This is a genomic window from Peribacillus sp. NJ4, from assembly GCF_030348345.1.
GTDB lineage: Bacteria > Bacillota > Bacilli > Bacillales > DSM-1321 > Peribacillus.
In genome coordinates this window covers 4,501,068-4,525,194 of the sequence record NZ_JAUCFQ010000001.1, presented here as the reverse complement: position 1 = coordinate 4,525,194, position 24,127 = coordinate 4,501,068, and the positions used below count along the sequence as shown (strand labels likewise).

21 protein-coding genes, 1 tRNA gene and 1 riboswitch are annotated in these 24,127 nt (G+C 39.5%); of the genes, 20 read left to right on the top strand and 2 right to left on the bottom strand.

Features of this window, described 5'->3' with window-relative positions; genetic code table 11:
* Positions 1–22 precede the first annotated feature (22 nt).
* The 6 genes from nikE to QUF94_RS22480 all read left to right on the top strand — a co-directional run bounded on the left by nikE (position 23) and on the right by QUF94_RS22480 (position 6,012).
* Positions 23–844: a nickel import ATP-binding protein NikE gene (nikE, locus tag QUF94_RS22505; RefSeq protein ID WP_289317802.1), complete on the top strand. Its 822-nt coding sequence runs from the start codon at positions 23–25 to the stop codon at positions 842–844.
* A gap of 402 nt (positions 845–1,246) precedes the next feature.
* A complete protein-coding gene (locus QUF94_RS22500) occupies positions 1,247–2,545 on the top strand; it encodes a helix-turn-helix domain-containing protein (RefSeq protein ID WP_289318476.1) in 1,299 nt (432 codons plus the stop codon).
* Positions 2,546–2,764: 219 nt separating this feature from the next.
* Positions 2,765–3,952: a M20 family metallopeptidase gene (locus tag QUF94_RS22495; protein WP_289317801.1), complete on the top strand. Its 1,188-nt coding sequence runs from the start codon at positions 2,765–2,767 to the stop codon at positions 3,950–3,952.
* A gap of 12 nt (positions 3,953–3,964) precedes the next feature.
* On the top strand, positions 3,965–4,165 hold the full coding sequence (locus tag QUF94_RS22490; RefSeq protein ID WP_289317800.1) for a DUF3311 domain-containing protein: 201 nt from the start codon (positions 3,965–3,967) through the stop codon (positions 4,163–4,165).
* The gene (locus tag QUF94_RS22485; protein ID WP_289317799.1) at positions 4,162–5,649 is read left to right on the top strand and encodes a sodium:solute symporter family protein; all 1,488 of its coding nucleotides are present in this window, start codon (positions 4,162–4,164) and stop codon (positions 5,647–5,649) included. The genes QUF94_RS22490 and QUF94_RS22485 overlap by 4 nt, the downstream gene beginning before the upstream one ends.
* A gap of 222 nt (positions 5,650–5,871) precedes the next feature.
* Complete coding sequence (locus QUF94_RS22480) at positions 5,872–6,012, top strand: hypothetical protein (protein WP_289317798.1); 141 nt, start codon at positions 5,872–5,874, stop codon at positions 6,010–6,012.
* Here QUF94_RS22480 and QUF94_RS22475 read toward each other — a convergent pair.
* A complete protein-coding gene (locus tag QUF94_RS22475; RefSeq protein WP_255256698.1) occupies positions 5,999–6,127 on the bottom strand; it encodes a hypothetical protein in 129 nt (42 codons plus the stop codon). The genes QUF94_RS22480 and QUF94_RS22475 overlap by 14 nt on opposite strands.
* Before the next feature lie 1,735 nt (positions 6,128–7,862).
* A riboswitch (M-box (ykoK) riboswitch) is annotated at positions 7,863–8,028 on the top strand.
* A 251-nt stretch (positions 8,029–8,279) separates the two neighbouring features.
* Here QUF94_RS22475 and mgtE point away from each other — a divergent pair.
* From mgtE to tsaA, 6 genes are all read left to right on the top strand, one after another.
* Complete coding sequence (mgtE, locus tag QUF94_RS22470) at positions 8,280–9,635, top strand: magnesium transporter (RefSeq protein ID WP_289317797.1); 1,356 nt, start codon at positions 8,280–8,282, stop codon at positions 9,633–9,635.
* 565 nt (positions 9,636–10,200) lie between these two features.
* Complete coding sequence (locus QUF94_RS22465; protein ID WP_289317796.1) at positions 10,201–11,229, top strand: NADP-dependent oxidoreductase; 1,029 nt, start codon at positions 10,201–10,203, stop codon at positions 11,227–11,229.
* A gap of 482 nt (positions 11,230–11,711) precedes the next feature.
* On the top strand, positions 11,712–13,664 hold the full coding sequence (locus QUF94_RS22460) for an FUSC family protein (protein ID WP_289317795.1): 1,953 nt from the start codon (positions 11,712–11,714) through the stop codon (positions 13,662–13,664).
* A gap of 166 nt (positions 13,665–13,830) precedes the next feature.
* Positions 13,831–14,244 carry a YbjN domain-containing protein gene (locus tag QUF94_RS22455; RefSeq protein WP_289317794.1) on the top strand — a complete coding sequence of 138 codons (414 nt, stop codon included), beginning with the start codon at positions 13,831–13,833 and terminating at the stop codon, positions 14,242–14,244.
* 184 nt (positions 14,245–14,428) lie between these two features.
* Positions 14,429–14,502 (top strand) — tRNA-Gly (locus QUF94_RS22450).
* Positions 14,503–14,931: 429 nt separating this feature from the next.
* Positions 14,932–15,402, top strand: a complete 471-nt coding sequence (gene tsaA, locus QUF94_RS22445) for a tRNA (N6-threonylcarbamoyladenosine(37)-N6)-methyltransferase TrmO (protein ID WP_289317793.1) — start codon at positions 14,932–14,934, stop codon at positions 15,400–15,402.
* Between the two features lie 223 nt (positions 15,403–15,625).
* On the opposite strand, the gene QUF94_RS22440 is transcribed toward tsaA, so the two are convergent.
* The gene (locus QUF94_RS22440) at positions 15,626–16,294 is read right to left on the bottom strand and encodes a B3/B4 domain-containing protein (protein WP_289317792.1); all 669 of its coding nucleotides are present in this window, start codon (positions 16,292–16,294) and stop codon (positions 15,626–15,628) included.
* A 106-nt stretch (positions 16,295–16,400) separates the two neighbouring features.
* Here QUF94_RS22440 and queG point away from each other — a divergent pair, with 106 nt between their 5' ends.
* From queG to QUF94_RS22400, 8 genes are all read left to right on the top strand, one after another.
* Positions 16,401–17,540 (top strand): tRNA epoxyqueuosine(34) reductase QueG, encoded by a 1,140-nt coding sequence (gene queG, locus QUF94_RS22435; protein ID WP_289317791.1) that lies wholly within the window; start codon positions 16,401–16,403, stop codon positions 17,538–17,540.
* 195 nt (positions 17,541–17,735) lie between these two features.
* Positions 17,736–18,593 carry an amidase domain-containing protein gene (locus QUF94_RS22430; RefSeq protein WP_289317790.1) on the top strand — a complete coding sequence of 286 codons (858 nt, stop codon included), beginning with the start codon at positions 17,736–17,738 and terminating at the stop codon, positions 18,591–18,593.
* A 67-nt stretch (positions 18,594–18,660) separates the two neighbouring features.
* A complete protein-coding gene (gene trmL, locus QUF94_RS22425) occupies positions 18,661–19,149 on the top strand; it encodes a tRNA (uridine(34)/cytosine(34)/5-carboxymethylaminomethyluridine(34)-2'-O)-methyltransferase TrmL (protein WP_289317789.1) in 489 nt (162 codons plus the stop codon).
* Between the two features lie 90 nt (positions 19,150–19,239).
* Entirely contained in the window at positions 19,240–19,989 is a 750-nt protein-coding gene (nfsA, locus tag QUF94_RS22420; RefSeq protein WP_289317788.1) for an oxygen-insensitive NADPH nitroreductase, read from the top strand.
* Positions 19,990–20,287: 298 nt separating this feature from the next.
* The gene (locus tag QUF94_RS22415; RefSeq protein ID WP_289317787.1) at positions 20,288–21,136 is read left to right on the top strand and encodes an ABC transporter ATP-binding protein; all 849 of its coding nucleotides are present in this window, start codon (positions 20,288–20,290) and stop codon (positions 21,134–21,136) included.
* On the top strand, positions 21,087–22,007 hold the full coding sequence (locus QUF94_RS22410) for an iron-hydroxamate ABC transporter substrate-binding protein (protein WP_289317786.1): 921 nt from the start codon (positions 21,087–21,089) through the stop codon (positions 22,005–22,007). The genes QUF94_RS22415 and QUF94_RS22410 overlap by 50 nt, the downstream gene beginning before the upstream one ends.
* Positions 22,008–22,074: 67 nt before the next feature.
* Positions 22,075–23,085 carry a FecCD family ABC transporter permease gene (locus QUF94_RS22405; protein ID WP_289317785.1) on the top strand — a complete coding sequence of 337 codons (1,011 nt, stop codon included), beginning with the start codon at positions 22,075–22,077 and terminating at the stop codon, positions 23,083–23,085.
* Positions 23,086–23,141: 56 nt separating this feature from the next.
* Complete coding sequence (locus tag QUF94_RS22400; protein ID WP_353957690.1) at positions 23,142–24,089, top strand: FecCD family ABC transporter permease; 948 nt, start codon at positions 23,142–23,144, stop codon at positions 24,087–24,089.
* Positions 24,090–24,127: the final 38 nt, after the last annotated feature.

Sequence of the window (24,127 nt, the reverse complement as noted above, 5' to 3'; positions counted from 1 at the left end):
CATTCTTTTGAGGGGTGAACAAATGAGTTTATTACAAGTAAAAGCAGTAACTCATAGCTATAATTCTCATACGTTTTTTAAATGGAAAGACCATTCAAAAAAAGTACTCACTGACATTTCCCTCTCTATTGACGAAGGAACATGTTTAGGACTACTTGGGTCGAGTGGAGCTGGAAAAAGCACATTAGGAAAAGTGATTCTTGGCTTAGAACGTCCACAGCAAGGACAAGTTCTGTTTCAAGGGCATGATATTTATACTGCTGATAAGCATATTCGACAAAAGATACGCCGAGATCTACAAGTCGTCTTTCAAGATTCGTATTCATCTGTCAATCCACGAATGACAGCCGAGCATATTATAGGCGAGCCATTAGAAAACTATGAAAAACTAACCGTAGCCGAACAAAAAAGAACCGTGATTGAGTTATTGGAAAGAGTAGGCCTAAGTGAAAGGGATTTGAAAAAATACCCACACCAATTTAGCGGTGGACAATTGCAAAGAATTAATATTGCTAGAGCAATCTCTCTTAAGCCAAGGCTAATCGTCTTAGACGAATCCGTAAGTAGTCTGGATATGGTTAATCAAACTATAATTTTAGAATTATTAAGTGAGTTAAAAAAAGACTTCGGCTTATCTTATCTTTTTATTACACATGATATTAAAGCGGCCTATTCAATCGCTGATACTTTGGGTGTACTGGAAAAAGGAGAATTAATCGAGCTTTACGATTCTAAAAATCAGTTTTTTTCGTCAGAACATCCTGTCGTCAAACAGATGAGGGGTTCTATCCTTGCCGAGCATCCACGTTTTCGTTCTCTTCCAACGAGGATTAACAAGACCTAGTCTAGAATTTATATTTATTGATTGGAAGGCCTCGATTTCAGTTGAAAATCGAGGCTCTTGTTTGTAAAAATGGATTATATGTGCTGGAATTCAAAAGTAGTTGTGGATCATTTGAATAGCGTATACAACGTATTTTTCCTTCATGTTGCATGATAAAATGGTATAAAAGGGAAAAGTCGGCGGTGTGAATACAGCTATATATTTCATTTCTATCATACTTTTCTTTTTGCTTCTGATATGATCAAGAGTAACAAAACAACTATTAAACAGGAATCAATATAAATTGAGCAAAAGTTAGATAGCAGAAGAATTAGCATTACACTAACATGACTTACGTTAAACTAGAATATTCTACAAAGAACAATGAATATATTACAGATGATAAAGGAAGTCGATTACTGGATGTATAAAATCGGACTAGTCGGTCTAGAAACTTCTATAGAACAAATTTTAGTTTTGGCAGAAGAATATAAACATGAGTTGGAATTCATCTCATTGCCTTATGTAAAGACCGAAGAGGTGGATAATATTGTGAAAGAACATGATTCTCACGTACATGCATGGCTTTTTTCTGGTCCACTGCCCTATGAAATTGCAAAAAAAACACTAGGTACAGATAAAATAATGGTCCATGTTCCTGCTACGGAATCAGGTTTTTATAAATCCTTTTTAGAGTTGATCTACGAACAAGGGAAAATCATTGAGCATCTAAGTATCGACACTATGTCCTCAAATAATATTAGCGAAGAAGCTTTGTCACAGTTGAATATAAAAACCAAAAAGATTTATACGAAAGTGTTTGAGACAGATGCTGATACGGAAGAATTGGTTCATTTTCACTTGAATTTATGGAATGAGGGAAAGACAGAAGGCGCTTTTTCTTGTTTTCCGTCTGTGTGTGAAGCTTTAAGGGAATATGGCATTCCAGCCTACCGTATGTCGATGAGTAAGATGGAAGTGCGGCAAACGCTTCGAATTCTTTCTGAAAAAGTAAAGACTGCCTACTTTAAGGATACACAAATCGGAGTGGAGATCATTGAAGTTGAACACTTTGACAAAGTGGCAGAGGAAATGAAAACTCCTTATCATTTACAGTACTTGGAGCTTAGGCTAAAAGAGATGTTAATTAAACTTGGTGAAAAAATAAATGGTTCCTTTTCAGAGAAAGGGAATGGAAGATACATGATCTTTAGTTCTCGCGGCGTAATTGAACGAGAAATCATTACGCTCGAAGATACCATTCAAAGATTGGCTTTTGAAGCTGATACAACCGTTGCCGTTGGTATTGGCTTCGGCGAAACTGCCTATTCGGCGGAAATTAATGCTTTTCGTGCTATTCAACATTCAAAAGAGATGAAGAAGCGTGAAATTGTGATTATTCAAGATGATGGTAAGATTATCGAATCACCAGGCAAAAAGAAAGAACTGCAATATGCTGCCCGGACGCATAATAAACTCCTTATCGAAAAGTTGAAAAAGGGGAATATCAGTGTTAAAACGTATAAAAAGATATCGGCTCTCGTTCAAAGAATGGGCTGGAGTGAGTTTACAACAAAGGAATTAGCGACACATCTTGAGATGACAGAGCGCAATGTACGGCGTATTGTTGCCGATATGTGCGAAGTTGATTTGGCACAATGCGTTGGTGAAGAGGCTAACGCCACCCGAGGAAGACCGAGTAAAATTTATCAATTATTATAAATTACAGGCACCCATAATTTGGGTGCTTTTTTGTTTCCACTTCATGTCGCAATAAAAAAATTCTACAATTAGTTGCAGTGTAAAAAACAGTTTGGAATTTTCAAAAAATAATTGTAATAAAGACCGAGTGAGATTATACTCTATTTAAGGAATTTTTTCCTTAAACTATCCTAAATTAGAGGTTGTTATGTAAATTGAATGAAAAAGGGGTTGTAGTGGATGTCTCAAACTATAATGGTTCATGATTTGATCGAGTCTGTTAAAGATGAAGTGATTGCTTGGAGAAGGTATTTACATAAGTATCCTGAGCTGTCTTTTCAGGAGGGAAAAACAGCACAATTTGTTTATGAAAGGCTACAAACTTTTGGTGAATTGGAAATTTCACGTCCGACAAAAACGAGTATAATGGCTCGTTTGATTGGCCGGCAGCCTGGGAAGGTTATTGCACTGCGGGCAGATATGGATGCGCTTCCAATTGAAGAAGAGAATGATTTTGACTTTGTGTCACAGAATTCAGGAGTGATGCATGCTTGCGGACATGACGGACATACGGCGATGCTGCTTGGCACGGCAAAGATTCTTACCCAGTTAAAGGATCAAATTAAAGGGGAGGTACGTTTTTTATTTCAACATGCTGAGGAACTGCCGCCGGGTGGAGCCCGAGAGATGGTGGAGGCCGGTGTGCTTGATGGAGTAGATATGATCATTGGCACTCATCTCTTGTCGACTCTTCCTTTAGGGAAAATTGGTTTGAGTTACGGTCCGATGATGGCTGGAGCCGATACTTTTAACATTACCGTGGTGGGTAAGGGGGGGCACGCCTCACAGCCCGAACTAACCATTGATCCCATAGCAATTGGAACTCAGGTGGTATCAAATCTCCAGCACATTGTTTCGAGATATCAAGATGCACAGGACGCTCTTGTTATTTCAGTGACTCAGTTCCATGCGGGAAGTGCGATTAATGTTATTCCAAGTAGTGTAAGTATTGGAGGCTCCGTTCGAAGCTTTAATCCGGAACTGAGGGAAAAGATTCCAACCTTTATGGAACGGATTGTAAAAGGAATTACTGAAGCGCATGGAGCTACTTATGAAATCGATTATCAGTTCGGTTATGCTCCGACCATTAATGATGAAGACGTAACTCGATTGATGGACGAAACGGTCTGTGAAGTATTTGGTGAAGAAAGTCGAGAGATTTTAAAGCCAATTATGGGAAGTGAAGACTTCTCTGCTTTTCAAAAAGTAGTTCCGGGATCTTATATTGTAATAGGAGCTCGTAATGAAGAAAAAGGGATTATTCATCCTCACCATCATCCCCAATTCACTTTCGATGAACAGGCTTTACAATATGGGGTGAAGTTATTTGTTCACGGGACTTTTAAAGTGTTAAATCTATCATACTAGGGGGTTGAGCGTTTGAAAAAAATATACTGGCTCGGAATTATCCCGTTTCTTGGCTTTATTGTAGGTGCTTTGTTTACAAATAAAGTGACTCCCTATGTACTTGGAATGCCATTTTTTCACTTTTGGATTGTACTCTGGTCTGTGCTAACCACAGGTATTATGGGGATTATCTATCTATTTGATCCTGCTAATCAGGAGGGAGATTCAAAATGAATATTGCCGTGTTTTTCATCCTGTTTTTTTTCGTCATTTCTGTTTTGATTGGTATTCAGGCTAAAAAAGGGAAAGAAATGAACTTAGAGCAATGGTCGGTTGGAGGACGCGGAATGGGAACCCTACTGATTTTCCTCTTGTCCGCAGGTGAAATGTATACTACCTTTACCTTTTTAGGGGCAAGTGGTTCGGCTTATGGGGAAGGGGGTTCTATCTTTAGTATCGTATCCTACGGCTGCCTGGCAACAGTTATCTCCTACTGGACATTTCCTGCTATCTGGAGGTATGCAAAGAAACACCGATTAGTTTCCCAATCTGATTTTTTTGTAAAAAAATATCAAAGTCCTTATCTTGGTGTGCTTGTTGCGGTTATTGGTGTTATAGCTTGTACTTGCTACTTAGTCCTGCAATTGAAGGGGTTAGGGTATATCGTTTCTGCAACATCATATGGCGCAATCTCCTCTACAGCTGCCATTTGGGTTGGAGCAATTGGTGTAACCATTTTTGTAATGGTCTCCGGTATTAACGGTTCTGCCAGGACAGCTATTTTGAAGGACATTCTGATTCTTGGCATCGTCGTATTTTTAGGAGTTTATTTCCCTCTTCATTATTATGGCGGTATTCAACCTATGTATGAGGCCATTGAAAGTGCAAAGCCGAACTTTACCATACTTCCGGATAAAGGAATGAGCGTTTCGTGGTATATATCAACCGTTATATTAAGTTCGATTGGATTTTATATGTGGCCGCACGGGTTTTCTCCTATTTATGCCGCCTCTAGCGAAAAAGCTTTAAGAAAAAATGCAATCCTAATGCCAATGTACCAATTGATTTTGTTGTTTGCCTTTTTTGTCGGATTTGCAGCTATCTTACAGACGCCTGGATTAAAAGGCAGCGAAGCCGATCTTATCTTGCTGCAACTTTCTAAACAGGATTTTGATCCATGGTTTGTGGGCTTAATTGGTGGAACGGGCGTGTTAGCCGCTTTAGTGCCAAGCTCTATGCTGTTGATGTCAATATCAACATTGCTCGCAAAAAATGTATATAGCGTATTCACTCCATCAGCAACGGAAAATCAGATTGCAAAACTGGTTAAATACTTGGTTCCACTAATTTCGCTCGTAGGGATTTACTTGACCTTTAAAGGTGGAAATTCCCTTTTTAGTCTTGCTTTAATCGCCTATAATTTTATCACACAACTTGCTCCTGCCTTTTTCGCAAGTTTGATGAGAAAGAATTTTGTAACCAAACAAGGAGCATTCGCCGGGATTATAACAGGAGGCGTGCTAGTCTCTATTATGGAACTAGGGAACATAAAAATTGGTCAACTGTTTCCTTATCTTCCTCAAGCAATTAAAGACCTGAATGTCGGAATTATCGCGCTATTTGTTAACATTGCAGTATTAGTGGTGGTTAGTCTGATGACAAAAAACATTACTTATACTCATAAGGATAATGATGTTTTGGAGACAAAAACAGTATAGCACAAGGTTTTAATACAAAATGAATCAAATAGCCAATCAACATGAATACTAACTATTCCAGAGTAATTCATATCAGATAAGTTTATGAAAACCGACCGTCCTATATTTACAGTTCGGATAACGCTGATTATGTAGACTGATACAGAATGGGACTTTTTTTGAAATCAAAGGGTGTCCAGTGCACATGGTAATTCAGCGAGTCTCCCTTTTTGGTGAGAATCCATGGGAACCAAATTAATCATCAACTTGAAGGAAATAGATCATTTAGATCGCTTTCTAAACAATAACAAAGAAGATTATCTACAAATGAAACAAACCGGTCAGAATATGGCCGGTTTGTTTCATTTAATTACTCTGTTTTAGAGCTCTGATCTTTATTTCTTTTATTTCCTTTACTGTTGTCACCACTAACAGGAGCTTGTCCATGTAATTGCGGTGAATTTTGATTACGGCTGCCTTTATTAAATTTTTTTGTCATGTCTCACATCTCCTTTCTTTTTTCAAATACAGTTTGTCCCTTTTTGATGAACTTATGTTTTTCAATTGAAAAGTACATCTTTATCCAAGCGATATTCAAACCATTGTTTCAAAGATAAAAACCGAAAATTACCCTCCAGGATATAGGCATATAGTTTATGTTGATGAATTTGAACAGAGTGGCGACATTTTATGATATGTAATTTGTACTTAAAATTTTACTAAAGAGGGGTAGTAAGCTGAAGCAGGGGAATTCTAAGTTATTAGTAAGCGTTGCAGGTCGTACTCAAAGATGTAGTACAACAAGAAGAAAACATGAACCGTGAGATGCAGTGTGGATACACACTTCTTCCACACTGTTTCACGGCCAGTAAGCGGTAGTTCAATTGGGATGATGGATAGAATTATTACCTGTTGATAAAAGGGGCTGAGTCAATTTATTAAAAACGCTAGTCGGATTTCCAAGCTTATTGATCTGGATCCAGCAAAGAGATTGTCAATTCGCCCTTGAGGGATCGGACATACAAAGTGTGAAAAATGGCTGTTTTGACTGTTGAAAGTTTTGACTTTGGAGATGAAATAAAATTATCGTTAGGGAATGTTCGGAACTAGAGGATCTTTTATCATAAGTTTATTCAAGAGGTATTAATTACATAAATCGCTACTTTATTTTTAATAAGCTTGCAGTAGTAGTTTGTAGTTCTGAAAAAAAGAACAGTATATACAGATAAATGATTTCAAAGATACATGTAGTGTTCTTTTTTAAAGCATGTATAAACATTTGCATAATGATCTTTCCTTTCTTAATGTAATTTCATCAATTATACTAATGATTTTATACAATATCTCCCACTTTGTTAGATTACCTAACAGTGTTTTATTTGAAGTGAATTTTGTTGAAAAGGGATCGTTCGCCAAGGTGAATAGCATCATGTAAATGAAGGAGGGCTATTTTAAGTGGACAATATTTGCAACATTACCTCGATAGAATATATTTTTCGTGCCATTTTGAGAATGATGTGTAGCTTCGGCATTAAATGACCTGATACGCTGTACAGCTCACGACTACAGTCCATGAGTCCTGTTCCATTTACGGTGATCACCGCCTTACCGAAAGCGATATCAATTTCCCCAACCTATCGGAATCTAATTGAGAAAAACTAGGTAGAAAGTCGCGATAAGCGCGTTGCTCCCAAAAATTAATAATGCTCGGGACGAAAGGTGTATTCTTCAGTTCTCTTGGTTTTAATCTTTTCGAGTATAAGTAATTCAGAATCTCCTTTTTCCTTATGTAACGCTTTGGAAACGGTTGATTTGGAATCTTTATATCTCCTTCCCACCTACCTTCAATGGCTTTCAAATGAAAAGACTTTTGTCGATAATATGTATTATCGTAAGTGCTTTTGTATTGATGATAGGTTGCAGAACTAAGGACACGGAACAGTAGCTCGTTGATCTTAAAATAATTAGACACTAGAAGATGTTCTACTGAGTACATTTAGTGTAACATTGATAAAATCCAATGATGCAATCTGATTTTTGTTTCAGTAACTCATTCATTCTCAATTTTTCTTGAATTTCACTTCCTTCCGTCTTCATTATTAGTGTATTTCACTACAAAATCCCAATAATTCTGATAATAATCTTATAGCCAATTGATTTCCATCCATAGGAGGCGTACTATAAATCAAACATTGACATCTAATAGAATCTCTTTTAGAGTGGATGTGTAAATTAAATATCCTCGTTAGGTGAGGCTCCTGTGTAGGAGATACGCTACTGCCCAAAAATGTCGAAAGACGCCAATGGGTCAACAGAAACCATCGACATAAGGTGGTTTTTAATGTAGCTGGCTTTGTCCTATGCCACACAGTGCTAAAGCTCTACGAATGGAGGAACTGGATTTATGCTATGTATTTGTCATTCAGCCATTTACGGCTGTTTGTATTTGTCTTCCAGGCAATGTACGCATATATACCGTATTTAACACCTTCATTTGTAATGGAGGTGTTTTTATTTTTTCCTGGAGGTTAGGATTGTGGGTCACCACTCACGGCGATATACTCCAAGCTTAATGAAAATTGAATGAACACAAAGATTTTGAAGGGGAATAATAATATTTTTTTACTCCCCTAAAAGGAGTTGAGGGCAAAATGAAAGTCCTGACAGAAGACCAAATAACTTTACAAATCATAAAAGTTTTAAAAGAAGGAAAAAAGAAAGAATTTCAAGCAATATTAGAAGAACTCCAACCATATGACATTGCTCGAATATTCGAGGGACTCCCAGAAAAACATCATACACGTTTCTTGTTGTTCCTTGATTCAGAACAAATTGCTGAACTGATTCAAGAACTTGAAAAAGTACATCAATTAAAGATTCTTAGTAAATTAGGAATTGAGAAATCCGGCCATGTAATGGATTTAATGGATAATGATGATCTAGCTTCATTGTTAGAGAACCTATCCCCTGAAAAAATTGAAGAACTTCTTTCAGGTATGAAACAAGAAGAATCTAAAATCGTTCAAAATATCATGAATTATCCCCCGGAAACGGCAGGACGAATAATGACGAACCGTTTTGTATGGATCCCCCAACATTATACGGTTCGTGAATCAGTTGAAAAGCTTAAAATCTTTGCGGAGTTTTCGGAAACGATTAACTATCTTTATGTAATAGATAACGATAAAAAATTAGTGGGTGTTGTCTCATATCGGGATTTAATAATAAATGATGAATCTGAAAAAATTCAAGATATAATGTACAGCCGGGTTATCTCCGTATTTGCTTATGAAGATCAAGAAGAGGTAGCCGGTGTTATTGAGCGTTATGATTTTTTAGCGATTCCTGTTGTTGAAAAAAATAATGAGTTATTAGGAATTGTAACCGTTGATGACATCATTGATGTTGTCATTAAGGAAGCGAATGAAGATATTGAAAAACTCTCGGCATCTGGTAAATCCATAGATTTTGACACGAAGGCGCACGTGGCCGCATATCGTCGGCTACCCTGGCTTATTTTACTTTTATTTATCGGATTAGTGTCTGGAACCATTATAAGCGGCTTTGAAGAAACATTGTCCAAAGTTGTTGCACTTGCCTTCTTTATGCCGATGATTGCTGGGATGACTGGAAATACAGGTACTCAATCTTTAGCTGTTGTTGTAAGAGGCCTGATTACTAGTGACACGGATAAGGGAGTGGTTACCAGACTTATTATACGAGAGCTTAAAGTTGGATTGATAATAGGTGTTACCTGTGGAATTTTAATTTCCATCATAGCTTATGTTTGGCAGGGTAATCCCGTTCTGGGATTAGTGGTTGGAAGTTCATTAGTCATGACACTGATTATTGGGACTTTAGCTGGGACCATTATTCCTCTGATATTATATAAATTCAACATCGATCCTGCAGTTGCTTCGGGTCCATTAATTACAACACTAAATGACATACTCTCGTTACTTATTTACTTTGGAATTGCAACAATGTTCATTTCAAAATTGATGTAGACTATCCACGAGTTAGTTTATTAAACCAGTTCATAAGAAGAAGGGGCAGTACCCCTGTCGAGTGTACAATAAAAAAGAGTATTTCAAGCTGCGGCCTTTTCTCGGTATTCAATAGGGGAAAGGCCGTTGAATTTTTCTTGGAAGAGATCCATGTATTGTAGAATTCCATATGCGAGAAAAATGATAAGTTTGCCGCTCTCTATGTCATCCAAGTTTAATCTTGGATATATTTTTTATCCCTGACTGTTCCTTAATTCTTGTTTCATTTTACGGTCACTCTAAAATATGGATTGTATGTTTCATAATGTAGACCAAAATAAACGGTTTTTTTATTTGCTCAAAGGTTATTAACCAAGCCTTTGTTCATTCAGCCATTATGCTCATGACCTTTATATGAATGAAAAACATGGGACATAATAGGTCATAGCAATTTTAGGATTTCCAGTAAAGGCTACATAAAGAGTGTTATGGAAGCAATGGGCAGTCATATTCTTTGACCTACGAACTTCATCGGTGATACGCTTCTTTTCGAAATTACGTATTCAAAACCAAGGAGGAACGAATGATGACACAAACCAAACAACAAATAATCACCCTGGCAAACCGTCCAAAAGGTATGCCTTCGAAAGGGGATTTTAACTTTGTTGAGAGTGAAGTTCCCAAACCAAAAGATAATGAGATATTAGTACGGACGCTATATTTATCCGTCGATCCATACATGCGTGGAAGAATGCAGGAGACCAAATCATATATTGCTCCATTTGAATTGAATAAGGTCATCACGGGTGGCGTTGTTGCTGAAGTTGTAGAGTCCAAATCGAATTCCTTCAAACAAGGGGATGTGGTTGTTGGGAATATCGACTGGGCAGAATATACAGTTGTCACTGAAAAGGAAATCCGCGTGATTGATCCCAAGGTGGCTCCGGTCACAACTCATTTAGGGATTCTTGGAATGACCGGTTTAACAGCTTACTTTGGATTGCTTGATATCGGTAAGCCACAAGATGGTGAAACTGTAGTGGTTTCCGGGGCAGCTGGTGCTGTTGGTTCAGTAGTTGGACAAATCGCTAAGATTAAAGGTGCGAAAGTTGTTGGCATCGCAGGTTCAGATGAAAAACTTGAGTACTTAACGAAAGAGCTCGGATTTGATAGTGCCGTAAATTATAAAAAGGATAGTTTTACTGCAGATTTAGCTAATGCTGTTCCTGATGGAGTCGATGTTTATTTCGATAATGTCGGCGGCGAGGTGTCCGATGCTGTTTTCACACTTTTGAATCCGAATGCCCGAATTCCATTATGCGGAGCGATCTCCTCGTATAATGCAGAAGGAAAAGATCTAGGACCGCGTCTGCAATCGGCGATGATCAAAACGAGTGCACTTATGAAAGGTTTCACAGTTGGAAATTATGCCGATAGATTCCAAGAGGGTGCGACGGATTTAGGAAAATGGCTCCAAGAAGGAAAGCTGAAGTATGAGGAAACGATTATTGAAGGGTTCGAGAACACACCAGATGCATTTTTAGGTTTGTTTAAAGGAACGAACCTCGGTAAACAGCTTGTAAAAGTAGCGGAACCTGAATTCGCTAAACTATAAGTTTTATGGAAATACGGCGGAGGCAGGCCTTTGTTGTGATTTTAAAGCAGCTTATAATAAAAGCGGCTTTTTTCGATATTCAATCGGGGAAAGGCCGTTTTCCTTTTAATAAAAAGATATAATCCCAGAATGTAGACAAACTCGATGAAAATCGAGTTTGCCTACATTTTTTTTAGAGTTTGTACAATTTGAACTTTGCCTCCAGGCACTCGCTTTCCGCGGGCGGTCCGACCTCGGCGCTTTTGCGCCTGCGGGGTATCCTCTGGACGCGCTTTTCCCGCAGGAGTCTCGCACACCCGCTCCAATCTACTTTGTTTTAAAATTTAGATAGAACCCCTTTTGTCTACAAACTGATAATCCTTCATTACCTTTAGTGGTATCTTTTTATCCATATGAAGGATATTAATTATTAGAAGTCACCTCATCAGACATAGCTTTCACTGCAGAGTTAATAGAATCATTAATGAAAGGATAAATTGAAAATGGTTGAAAATAAGCACAGGTCCTCTTCCGAATCTCTGAAATTAGATGCGATACATACGACATTTAAACAGGCTTTTGAAATAAAAAAGAATCCATTTCCTTGGATAAAAGCACTAAGTGCAGGCATAGCTGCTGCCTTACCTGTTTTCATTGGTTTATTACTCGGAAATTTAGCTTACGGTTTACTGGCAGGGATAGGAGGTTTCACTTATTTATACGTTTTTAACCAACCGTATCACCAAAGAGCTAAAAAGATTTTCTTTGTGATGGTGGGTCTTGCTTTATCTGTTGTTTTAGGGACGCTTTTGGCTCCATACCAATTGGGAACAGCCATAATGATGGGAATCATCGGGGCGAGTGTTTTTTTTCTATTTGGTGCATTAAAGATTACCGGTCCTTCGGCGGTATTCTTCGTCTTGAGTTTTGCACTTGCGACAGGTATGCCAGTTGATCAAAGTTTGGCCCCGTTGCGTGGGGGCCTCGTTTTAATGGGTGGGGCACTATCTTGGATAATCTGTATGTTAGGCTGGTTTTTCAACCCTCATGGACCAGAATCGCTTGCGGTGGGAAAGGTGTACAGAGAATTGGGGGCATTCTTTGATTCCATGGGAACCGTGAAATTCAATAAAGCAAGACAGGGAACGGTAATGGCGATGAAACTCGCTGAAGATACACTGTTAGCCGGGTTTTCAAACAGGCGAAGTTCAGATGAGTTAAAGCGGTTGTTCTTATTGAATGAACATGCGAATGCCATATTCTTGGAGGCACTGGAAATTTCCTTGAACAAAAATATCGTACTGCCGCAAGAATTAGGTCAATCCGTTCATGCCCTGGCAGGTTCAATTGCATCTAAAACAAAGAATAAAAAAAAGATCCTTCAACCTGACCAAATGACTGAAGAGGTGGAAGAGTTATTCATGAAGATTTATAATGCAGATGCCATCATGAATGAACCCGTCAAGAAAATCGATCAAGCAGCAACCATCTCAAAGCCTTCTTTAAAAACCATTTTTCTTGGGGCGTTCGATAAGAATTCAATTGTCTTCCTCTCTTCCGTTCGATATGGAACAATCCTTACCATTGCTGCCATCATCGCCTATTCCGCCGATTTTAACCGTTCGTACTGGATTCCCTTATCCTGTGCGGCCGTTATGTCGGGTTCGACCATCATCGCCACATTCCATCGGGCGGTCCAAAGGACTTTCGGGACGGTCATCGGACTCCTGATAGCAAGTTTAATTCTAGCAGCCGTTCATAAAGAGTTCATCATCGTTCTGATCATTTTATGTTTGACATTCATTACAGAGCTTTTCATCGTTCGGAATTATGGATTGGCGGCGATGTTTTTTACCCCTTCAGCATTGATCATGGCCGAATATTCATCTCAAAGTTATGATTTCAGTTTTTTTGCGACTGTAAGGATAACCGATATCGTCGTTGGAAGCTTGATAGGTCTTATTGGGTCGCTGTTGCTCGGAAGTCGTTCGGCATCCAGTCTTCTCAATCATTTGATAGCCAAAACGATTCGAAGCCAGGGGCGGTTATTATTGATGGCGTTCTCTGAAAAAGATAATGACCTTGCAATTGATGAAAGCAGCGAAAGGAACAAAATGCAAACAAATATGGTGAATCTATTAACGGTCTACAATGCATCCCTTGGTGAGATATTCAAAAACAAGGCTAGACTGGAATCTCTTTGGCCCGTTATATTTTCGATAGAACAGATGGGCTATTATCTAAATGCCAGCTTGAAATCCTCTGAACGGCCAGTACTATCAGAGAGAAAGCTCGCTCAGTTGCTGTATGTTTTCGAAACTATGGCGATAGCGGCAGATAAAGGTAGATCACATACTAGTAAAGAAGTGCCTGAAATTGAAGGATATTCAAAAATCCGCCGGGAAATTTTGGACCTTCAAGAAGCGCTTCAGTTTTGCGGAGAAGCAACTGGCTAATCAATCTATTGATTCTAATAAGGGAGTTCATATTTGGCTCCCATTCATTTAACGAGTGATTTCTTCGCCTCTGTTAATAGGATGCAATTGGAATGTTTGTAAAAAAATCTGTAAAAATGCCAATTTTCATTATAAAATGTAAATACATAGAGAAAGGTGATGAACCATGTCAAACGTTGCTAAATTTCGTGATTTTTTAACTAGTGAGAAAATCTATATGAATGAGTTGAATGAAGATGGCACCACCTTTTTTAGAGCTGAGCAAAAGTTAAAGGACGGGTGGAAGGTCCTTTTAGTATTTGCATTCAATGAAGATGAAAATGTGGCGGACTTATTTTGCTTTAATGTCGCCGAGTTGAAGAATCCTGAAAAGAAACAGGATGTACATACACTGTTGAATGAATATAATGCTAATTTTAGGTATTCAAAGCTTTATGAAGAAAATGGGACGATTTCCATTAGGTATTCATACTCCATCGAGGGGGATATCGTACCGGATCTCGCGTTCAGGAAGTTAATCATGCTGCTTGAAACGGCACAGCAGGTTTATCCGCGGTTAATGGAAGTCATATGGTCATAATATAATATAGGATGAAAAAGTTCTCTGAATCAGGGGACTTTTTAACATCTTTACTAAAGTGAATGAATATATTATCGTTACAATCCATTAATTTAAATTTTTTTAAAAAGAACTATTGCATTTTTTCACATTAAACTATATAATTAATTTTGTTGGTAATTCGACAAAGTTCTACAAGGATTATGCGGGTGTAGTTTAGTGGTAAAACCTCAGCCTTCCAAGCTGATGATGAGGGTTCGATTCCCTTCACCCGCTCCAATACATACTCATAACGTAGGGTTTCGTTACCTGGAGAACGAAGCTTTGCGTTTAAATATTATAACTAGGATTCTACTGTTTACAGTGGAATTTTTTTATTGTCCAAAATTACCATCCAGGAGGGTGGCTATTTTGATGCATGCAGCCCACTCATGTTCAAACTGATTAACTACGGTAGTAGAATCAGTTTGAACAAGGGTGTGCTTTTTTTGTCCAAACAAACGTTTATTGTTGTGATTGCTTCTTTGAATAAAAGGTATTGGAGGAAATATTTGTAATGCGATTACCCAATCTTGTAATATTGATAATGAGAGTAAATATATTTCATGTTTTCGCGTAAATCCTGATCCTTTAATGGTTAGAGGAGAATTTCGGGAAGTTTGTTCAATGGATCCATTTTGAATTGTGAATATGGAGGGGGAAGCGAAAATGTCACTACTTTTAGAACCAATAGGTTTAATCCAAAATAATAGAGTTAATTTGGAAGATGATTATTGGGGAGAAGTAATTTCTGAGATAATTATGGATGAATCCAAATTCAAAGAAGATTGCCTGTTTGGATTAGAACAATTTTCACATATTGAAGTCATATTTTATATGAATAAAGTGGACCCAGACAAAATTCAGTTCAATGCCAGGCATCCAAGAAATCGAACTGATTGGCCAAAGGTAGGTATCTTTTCTCAAAGGGCCAAAGCAAGGCCAAATCAGCTTGGTGTATCCAGATGTGAATTGTTAAAAGTAGAGGGTCTAAAGATAACTGTGAGGGCTTTGGATGCCATTGATGGAACGCCAGTATTGGATATTAAACCTTATATGTCTGAATTTGGCCCGATTGGCCAAGTGAAACAACCCAATTGGTCAAAAGAGGTAATGAAAAACTATTATAGTAATGGTTAACAAAATGGTATGAAATTAATTTCAAGTAGTTGGCTTACATTAACTGTGTCCAAATCTAATCTTGCTATTTCAATCATTCTTATATGCTCTTCCATTCAGGAATCATGATACTCCTTTATCGGGGTGGACGAGAGGGTAAATAAAAGGATACTAGCTAGTTCCTTGGAAATTATGAAAAGACCCCTTCCGATTGTGGAAAGGGTTTATTTCCGTTCAATTTTGATTATCCTTCTACAATCGAGTAAGTCCCTTCACCACCGTGTATTTCAAGGAACATGTCCATCAAAGATTTCGTTAGCTGATGGGCTTCAGTGATTGGAGTCTTGGGTTGTAAATAAATGATTTGGATGGCCCTTTTCGTCTCTTCGGTGACTTTCGTTCGTTCTGAATCAACGTATGGACTTCCGAAAGCACCATCATGATCGGCTGATGTAATCATATTTTCCATGGAATTCAAGCGGCCGTTCAAACCGTCATAACCATCTGTTCCCTCGCCAATCTTAATCGAGATGTCACCCGCTAATTTATCCGCATCATAAATGCCGATAGGAACTTCATATAAAAGGGAGAAGAAGTTATTCAAATCGATGGCTGAATGGATGGGTGTCAAGTAATTCTGTTTTTTAACGCGGCGGTAAAGGGCTTCCACGGATGGGCGATACCGTGACGGGTTGGTTCCTGTGGTCTTGAAAATCTCTCGCCACTCTTTAATGCCGGAAAAGTCGGTCAACTCCTTTTCTTCAAGGTCGAAGAAAAGAGCCTCCTGAAATAATTGAAGTCTTCCTTTCACCATTTGCGGGGAGGGACCTACTTCGATGTTTTCATATGTAATGATCCCAACTTTGAATTCAGGGATTTTGCTGCTAAGATTAGCCGATATGGTAATTTCCAAGACGTTACACCTCCAAAAATGATTGGAATTAGTTTATCATAGATAGCAATGGTTTGAAATGAATACAAGCTTCGATGGGAATACTGAATGAACGTAGGTGATTAATATGGATATGAATACATTCAAGCAAGAAGTGATTTTATATAGTAAAGAGATCGGCATCGATAAAATCGGGTTTACATCGGCCACGGCGTTTACCGAATTGAAAGGTCGGCTGGTACGTCAACAGGAACTGGATTATCAGTCAGGGTTTGAAGAAGCCGATATAGAAAAAAGGGTCAGGCCTGAATTGATATTCGATAAACCGCAATCCATCATTTCGATTGCGCTTGCGTATCCTTCGAAATTGAAGGATGCTCCGCAAAGTACAAAAGGTGAGCGACGCGGGATTTTTTGTCGGGCTTCGTGGGGAACGGATTACCATGCCGTCCTTCGGAATAAATTGCAGTTACTTGAGGATTTCATTAAAGATAAAGTGCCAGGGGCAGTGGCGAAGTCAATGGTTGATACGGGCGAATTATCAGATCGGGCTGTTGCTGAGCGGGCAGGAATTGGCTGGAGTGCAAAAAACAGTATGATCATCACTCCGGAATACGGGTCTTATGTCTACTTGGGAGACATGATCACCAACCTGCCATTTGAACCGGATCAACCGATGGAAGATCAATGCGGGACATGCAATAAATGTGTCGATGTTTGCCCGACAGGTGCGCTCGTTCAGGGTGGTCAGCTAAATTCCAAGCGTTGCATTGCGTTCTTAACGCAGACAAAGGGTTTCCTACCGGATGAGTTTAGGACGAAAATAGGCAATCGTTTGTATGGATGTGATACATGTCAGACCGTATGCCCCAAAAACAAAGGAATGGATTTTCATCTTCATGAAGAGATGGAACCCGACCCCGAGTTAGCAAAACCGCTGTTGAAACCTCTGCTTACGATTTCAAATCGGGAATTCAAAGAGACATACGGCCATGTATCTGGCTCTTGGCGCGGTAAAAAACCAATCCAACGAAATGCCATTTTAGCATTGGCCCACTTCAAAGATGAAACGGCATTGCCTGAATTGATCCTGGTCATGAAGGATGATCCGCGGCCCGTCATACGGGGAACGGCAGCCTGGGCAGTTGGTAAAATTGGTCGGGAGCAGGCCGTTTCCATACTGGAAGAAGCACGAATGAAGGAAACGGATGAAGAGGTATTGGCGGAAATAGAAAAAGGACTACAGTTTACCTTGGAAACAAAATGATATGTAAGACGTAGCAGCCCCGTTAATATTAACGGGGCTGCTTTTTTGCTTAAGATATTCCGAGTTCCTTCAAGGAAACTTTCTATATATTTATAAGATTCGAAAGGGGTGAAACCCTCATTTTATGAAGTTGTGTTTTTGTCCATGCCCTCATACATACACATTAGCATAGATGGTAAGAAGGAGGGCATGAACTTGAGGAATCAATTGCAACGCCTTTTACAAGAAAGAGTGGAGTTTTATACTTCCGATAATCAGGAACGGAGTGAAAGGAAGTTACATCTGAAAAAGGATTTGATGAGGAACCGTGCTGCGGAAATTGTTCGGGTGAATGCTGCAGGCAAGGTTCATTCGAAGAGAAAGGAAGACATGGATACTGTCCTGACTTATCATGTGCACCTGCAATATTTATTGAAACAGGAGGATTCATTTTATATAGAAGAAGAAATGGAAGAACGGGAGGCTCGGTTTCGAAATGGGTATATAGTGGATGAACGTGAGCTGTTTCCCACCATTGAAACGGAAGAGGTACCGCCAGAATCTGATCCAGGTGCAGATCGTCTCGCATATAAGTACGATCGGATGAAGGCCGTCCAATATGCCGAGCGTTGGTGGAACGAATTCAATCCGGCTTATAATAAATTCACTGATGATTGTACGAATTACATTTCACAATGTTTACATGCGGGAGGAATCCCGATGTGGGGGGCGCCAAACAAAAATAAGGGCTGGTGGATAAGAGGGAAAAGCTGGAGTTACACATGGACGACGGCCCATTCTTTATATCATCTGCTTAAAGCCGGGAATGCCATCAGGACAAAGCAGGTGAAGACGGCCAAGGAATTGAATTTGGGTGATATCCTCTGTATAGATTTCGAAGGGGATGGGCGGTTTGATCATAACTTGATCGTAACGGCGAAGGATCAGGATGGGATGCCGCTTGTGAATGCCCATACGATGAACAGCCGACACCGGTATTGGACGTATGAGGATTCGACTAGGTATACACCGAATATCGTTTATAAATTCTTTGCGATTTTGGATGGAAGGTGATTGGTTTTTAGTCTTTTTTGTTTAATGCTATAATTAAGGTGAAGTTTAAACTAGAGGTGAAAATGAAGTGTCAATACATGTAGTTTTATATCAACCACAGATTCCAGCAAATACAGGCAATATCGCAAGAACGTGTGCAGGGACGGATACGTCTTTACATCTCATTCGTCCGCTCGGTTTCTCAACGGATGACAAACAGCTCAAAAGGGCCGGGCTCGATTATTGGGAGAATGTAAAGATCCATTATTATGATTCGTTGGAAGAGTTCTATGAAAAGAATGCCGGCGGTGAATTTTATTACTTAACGAAATTCGGGGAGCAGCCGCATTCCAGCTTCGATTACAGTGATCAAGACAGTGAGATATACTTCATTTTTGGCCGTGAAACGACAGGTCTCCCGAAAGAGCTGATCCATGAAAATATGGATAGGTGCCTAAGGATTCCAATGACGGATAAAGTACGTTCCCTTAATCTTTCGAACACGGCTGCCATCTTGGTTTATGAAGCATTGAGACAGCAAAATTACCGTGAATTGGATTTGAAAACAAAAGATTGAGTTTCATCACTGCATACTGTCATCGGGGTAGATTCAGCCCCGATGATGGTTGTTTTGTTTCACTTTACATATTGAATAGGGGTGGGAGCTTTGAATCATATTATTGAGAAGATTTTAGATCACCGTTCCATTCGTTCTTTTGAGGACAAGCTATTGTCTGAGGAGCAAATCAGTACGATTGTGGAATGTGCACAGGCTGCATCGACTTCAAGTTACATTCAAGCGTATTCAATCATAGGGGTATCCGATCCGGAAAAGAAAGCCAAGCTTGCTGAACTTGCCGGACCACAATCTTATGTAGAGAAGAATGGGCATCTATTCGTCTTTTGTGCTGATTTATATCGTCAGGATATGGTTTCCGAAATGGAAAATACGGACCTGACTGAATCGATTGAAAGTACGGAGAAATTCATGGTTGCCTGTATTGATGCTGCTCTAGCTGCTCAAAATGCAGCGCTGGCCGCAGAATCGATGGCTCTTGGCATTTGCTATATCGGCGGGATCCGCAATAATCTCCCGGAAGTGTCAGAGATTTTGAATATACCTCATCGGGTCATTCCGTTATTCGCCCTAGTGGTCGGATATCCGAAAAACCGTTCTGATAAAAAGCCGCGTTTGCCGCAGTCCAATATCTATCATGAAAATGGATATCAGGAGGATAAGCAGAAATTCATCGGACAGCTTGAAGAGTACAATGAAACGATCTCGAGTTATTACGAGCGTCGGACTAAAGGTAAACGAAAAGACACCTGGACCGAGCAAATGGCTGCCATGCTTGGAAAGAAAAGCAGGTTATACATGAAAGATTATGTGGAGAAGCAAGGATTTAAGAAACATTGATCGATGAAATGACCTTTTAGTAATATTCTTACCGTTCCCATAAGGGACATTTACCAAAATCCTGAACATGAGCTAAACAATAAAGATCCCGGAAATATTTCCGGGATCTTTATTGTTTTCATTTGTCGCTAAGAAACGGTTCAGCTCAATAATCCTATCAGAATTACTCCTTATATACCCATGAAATAACTATTGACAATATATTTAGATAGAATTATAGTAATTAAGTAATGGATAATGATAATCATTTTCATTTGATTTTTTACTTACCTTTTTTACAATAAATGGAGGTTAAAAAATGGTTCGCCTATATACAGAGAATTTAAATATTGGTTATGGTGAACGTTTGATTGTAAAAGATCTCAGTGTGGAAATTCCAGATAAAAAAATCACAACGATCATCGGTTCAAATGGATGTGGGAAATCCACACTTTTGAAAGCGATCACCCGGATCATTCCAAATCAATCAGGTATGGTTGTTTTAGATGGGATGAATATCTCAAAAGAGAGCACTAAGATCCTTGCAAGAAAAATGGCCATACTTCCGCAGACACCCGAGAGTGCAAGCGGATTGACAGTTGGCGAGCTCGTATCATATGGGCGCTTTCCCTATCAAAAAGGTTTTGGGCGTCTAACCCAAAAAGACTATGATGTGATTGATTGGGCACTTGAAGTGACCGGCACGAAAGACTTTAAGTTCCGTCCGGTGGATGCTCTCTCAGGAGGTCAGCGCCAGCGTGTTTGGATTGCCATGGCCCTTGCCCAGGAAACGGAAATCATCTTCCTTGATGAGCCGACCACCTATTTGGATATGGCGCATCAGCTAGAGGTTTTAGAACTCTTACAGAGGCTAAATGTAGAACAGGAACGTACGATTGTCATGGTTCTTCATGATTTAAACCAAGCTGCTCGCTTTGCCGACTATATCATTGCCTTAAAAGACGGGGAAATAGTCAAAGCGGGAGATTGTGAAGAAGTCATCACACATGAAGTGCTTAAGGAAGTATTCCATATTGATGCGGTTATCGGACGAGATCAACGAACGAACAAACCAATGTGCAGCACATACAATTTATTAAAAGGAGATTTGACAACAAATGAAAAAGATAATGATCCCGTTTATACTGCTGTTAGTGTTAATTATTAGTGCTTGTGGTAACGAGTCAACCGAAAAAGAAAAAAGCACCACTTCCAAAAAGGAAAAATCAGGTACCATCACTTATCAATCTGAAAATGGTCCTGTTGAAGTTCCGGCAGATCCTAAGCGTGTTTTAGTACTATCTACTTTCGCTGGTAATGTAATGGCTTTGGATGTTAACCTTGTAGGGGTTGATTCCTGGTCTAAAATGAACCCGAATTTTAAAGAGTTAAAAGACGTCGAGGAAGTAACAGACGAAAACCTGGAAAAAATCATCGAATTGAATCCGGATTTAATCATTGGTTTATCAACGATTAAAAATGTTGATAAATTAAAGGAAATTGCTCCAACCGTAACATATACATACGGAAAAGTGGACTATTTAACACAACACATAGAAATTGGTAAGCTTTTGAATAAAGAAAAAGAAGCCCAAACTTGGGTGGATGATTTCAAAAAACGTGCAAAAGCGACCGGTGAAGACATTAAAGCTAAAATCGGTGAAGATACTACCGTTTCGGTATTCGAAAAGTTTGACAAACAGTTCTATGTATTTGGCGATAATTGGGGTCGTGGAACGGAAATCCTTTATCAGGAAATGAAATTGGCAATGCCTGAAAAAGTAAAAGAAGCGGCGTTGAAAGATGGTTACTTCGCATTATCTTTAGAAGTTCTGGCAGACTATGCTGGTGATTATGTGATTTTGAGTAATAATAAAGATGAGGACAATTCATTCCAACAAACAGATACGTATAAAAACATTCCTGCTGTTAAAAACAATCAACTCTTTGAAGCTAATGCGAAAGAATTCTACTTCAATGATCCAATAACATTAGAATACCAATTAGACTTCTTTTCAAAAAGTTTTCTTGGAAAATAATACAGCGAGGGAGAGGGATTCCAATTCCTCTCCTTTTATTCTATAAAAAAAGAGATGAGAGAGACAGATGACTAATGAAAATCAACGTTTCATCCCATTTATATGTAAACTGATGATAGGGATTGCTGTATTCATATGCATGTTCATTATTTCCATGGCATTTGGTGCGGCTGATGTTACCGTAAGAGATGTCTGCCAAGCACTGACATCAAATGCTACCGGTGAAAAGATTTCAATCATTCGGGAAATCCGGTTCCCTCGTGAAGTGGGGGCAATCTTTGTTGGTGCAGCACTTGCCGTTTCTGGTGCCATCATGCAGGGGATGACTAGGAATCCACTTGCCGATCCGGGGTTGCTTGGATTGACGGCAGGAGCCAATGCGGGTCTGGCCATTACTTTGGCATTTATTCCAACAGCTAATAACTTAGGGATCATGACTGCGTGTTTTATAGGTTCCGCTGTGGGGGCAACCATGGTTTTTGGGATAGGTGCGATGAAAAAGGGAGGATTTTCTCCTTTACGGATCGTATTGGCTGGTGCAGCAGTCTCTGCATTCCTATTTGCCGTTTCGGAAGGTGTCGGCATTTATTTCAAAGTATCAAAAGATGTTTCGATGTGGACTGCAGGCGGGAATATCGGAACATCATGGGATCAGCTTCGTGTAATCGTCCCGTTCATTTTAATAGGCATCCTGATCTCCTTTCTCTTTTCCAGACAGCTCACCATACTTAGCTTAAGTGAAGAGGTGGCGGTAGGATTAGGTCAAAAGACAACACAAATAAAGGCGGTACTCTTCGTAGTCATCATTCTCCTGGCTGGTGCTGCCGTTGCGCTTGTTGGGAATATGGTATTCATCGGGTTAATGGTTCCCCATATGGTTCGGGCTATCGTGGGTACGGATTATCGATTCATCCTGCCTATGTCCGCGATTTTAGGGGCCACTTTCATGTTGCTTGCCGATACGATCGGACGTACTATCAATTCTCCATATGAAACGCCTGTGGTAGCGGTTGTTGCGATGATAGGTTTACCTTTCTTCCTCCTAATCGTGCGTAAAGGAGGTAAAGCATTTTCATGATCCAGTCAGCATTAGTCAAAAAACAGCGATGGATATTAGGTGCATTATCCGCACTCATTATCATTACGATCATTATTGGGACGTGTTCGGGATATTCGAATCTTTCTTTTGGGCGACTGATTCCAACGCTTTTCGGGCAAGGGACGTTTAAAGAGGAATTCATATTATTTTCCGTCCGATTACCAAGAATCATCATTACCCTTTTAGCAGGTATGGCCCTTGCACTGTCGGGAGCCATTCTACAGGGAATCACACGCAATGATTTAGCAGATCCCGGAATCATCGGAATCAACTCAGGAGCTGGTGTAGCCATTGCCGCTTTCTTTCTGTTTTTCCCGATTGACGCAGGTTCATTTGTTTATATGATTCCACTTGTCGCTTTTATCGGCGCGTTACTGACGGCCTGTTTAATATATATACTCTCATTTAAGAGAAGGGTTGGTCTTGAACCCGTTCGGTTAGTGCTGATCGGGGTTGGTTTTTCAATGGCGCTTTCAGGCCTGATGATTGTCCTCATTTCATCGGCGGAACGGGCAAAAGTCGATTTCATCGCAAAATGGTTGGCGGGGAATATTTGGGGCACGGATTGGCCCTTCATTTGGGCAGTTCTGCCATGGCTAATCGTCCTTATCCCATTCACTTTATATAAAGCAAATCGTTTGAATCTGCTTGGTTTAAGTGAACCGGTCGCAATTGGAGTGGGTGTATCGATTGAAAAGGAACGGATTGTATTGCTAATAACTGCTGTCGCACTTGCCGCAGCTGCCGTTTCCGTTACAGGCGGAATTGCATTCATTGGACTCATGGCTCCGCATATAGCAAAATCATTGGTAGGACCTCGAAATCAATTATTCATTCCAGTTGCCATTTTAATCGGTGGATGGCTATTGTTGCTTGCCGATACGATAGGCCGTAATATAATTGAACCCGAAGGGATTCCTGCAGGTATCATGGTTGCATTGATCGGTGCTCCTTATTTCATGTATTTATTGCTGAAAAAATAAGAACGTAGCTAAAATCCCTTGAAATTTTTCAGGGGATT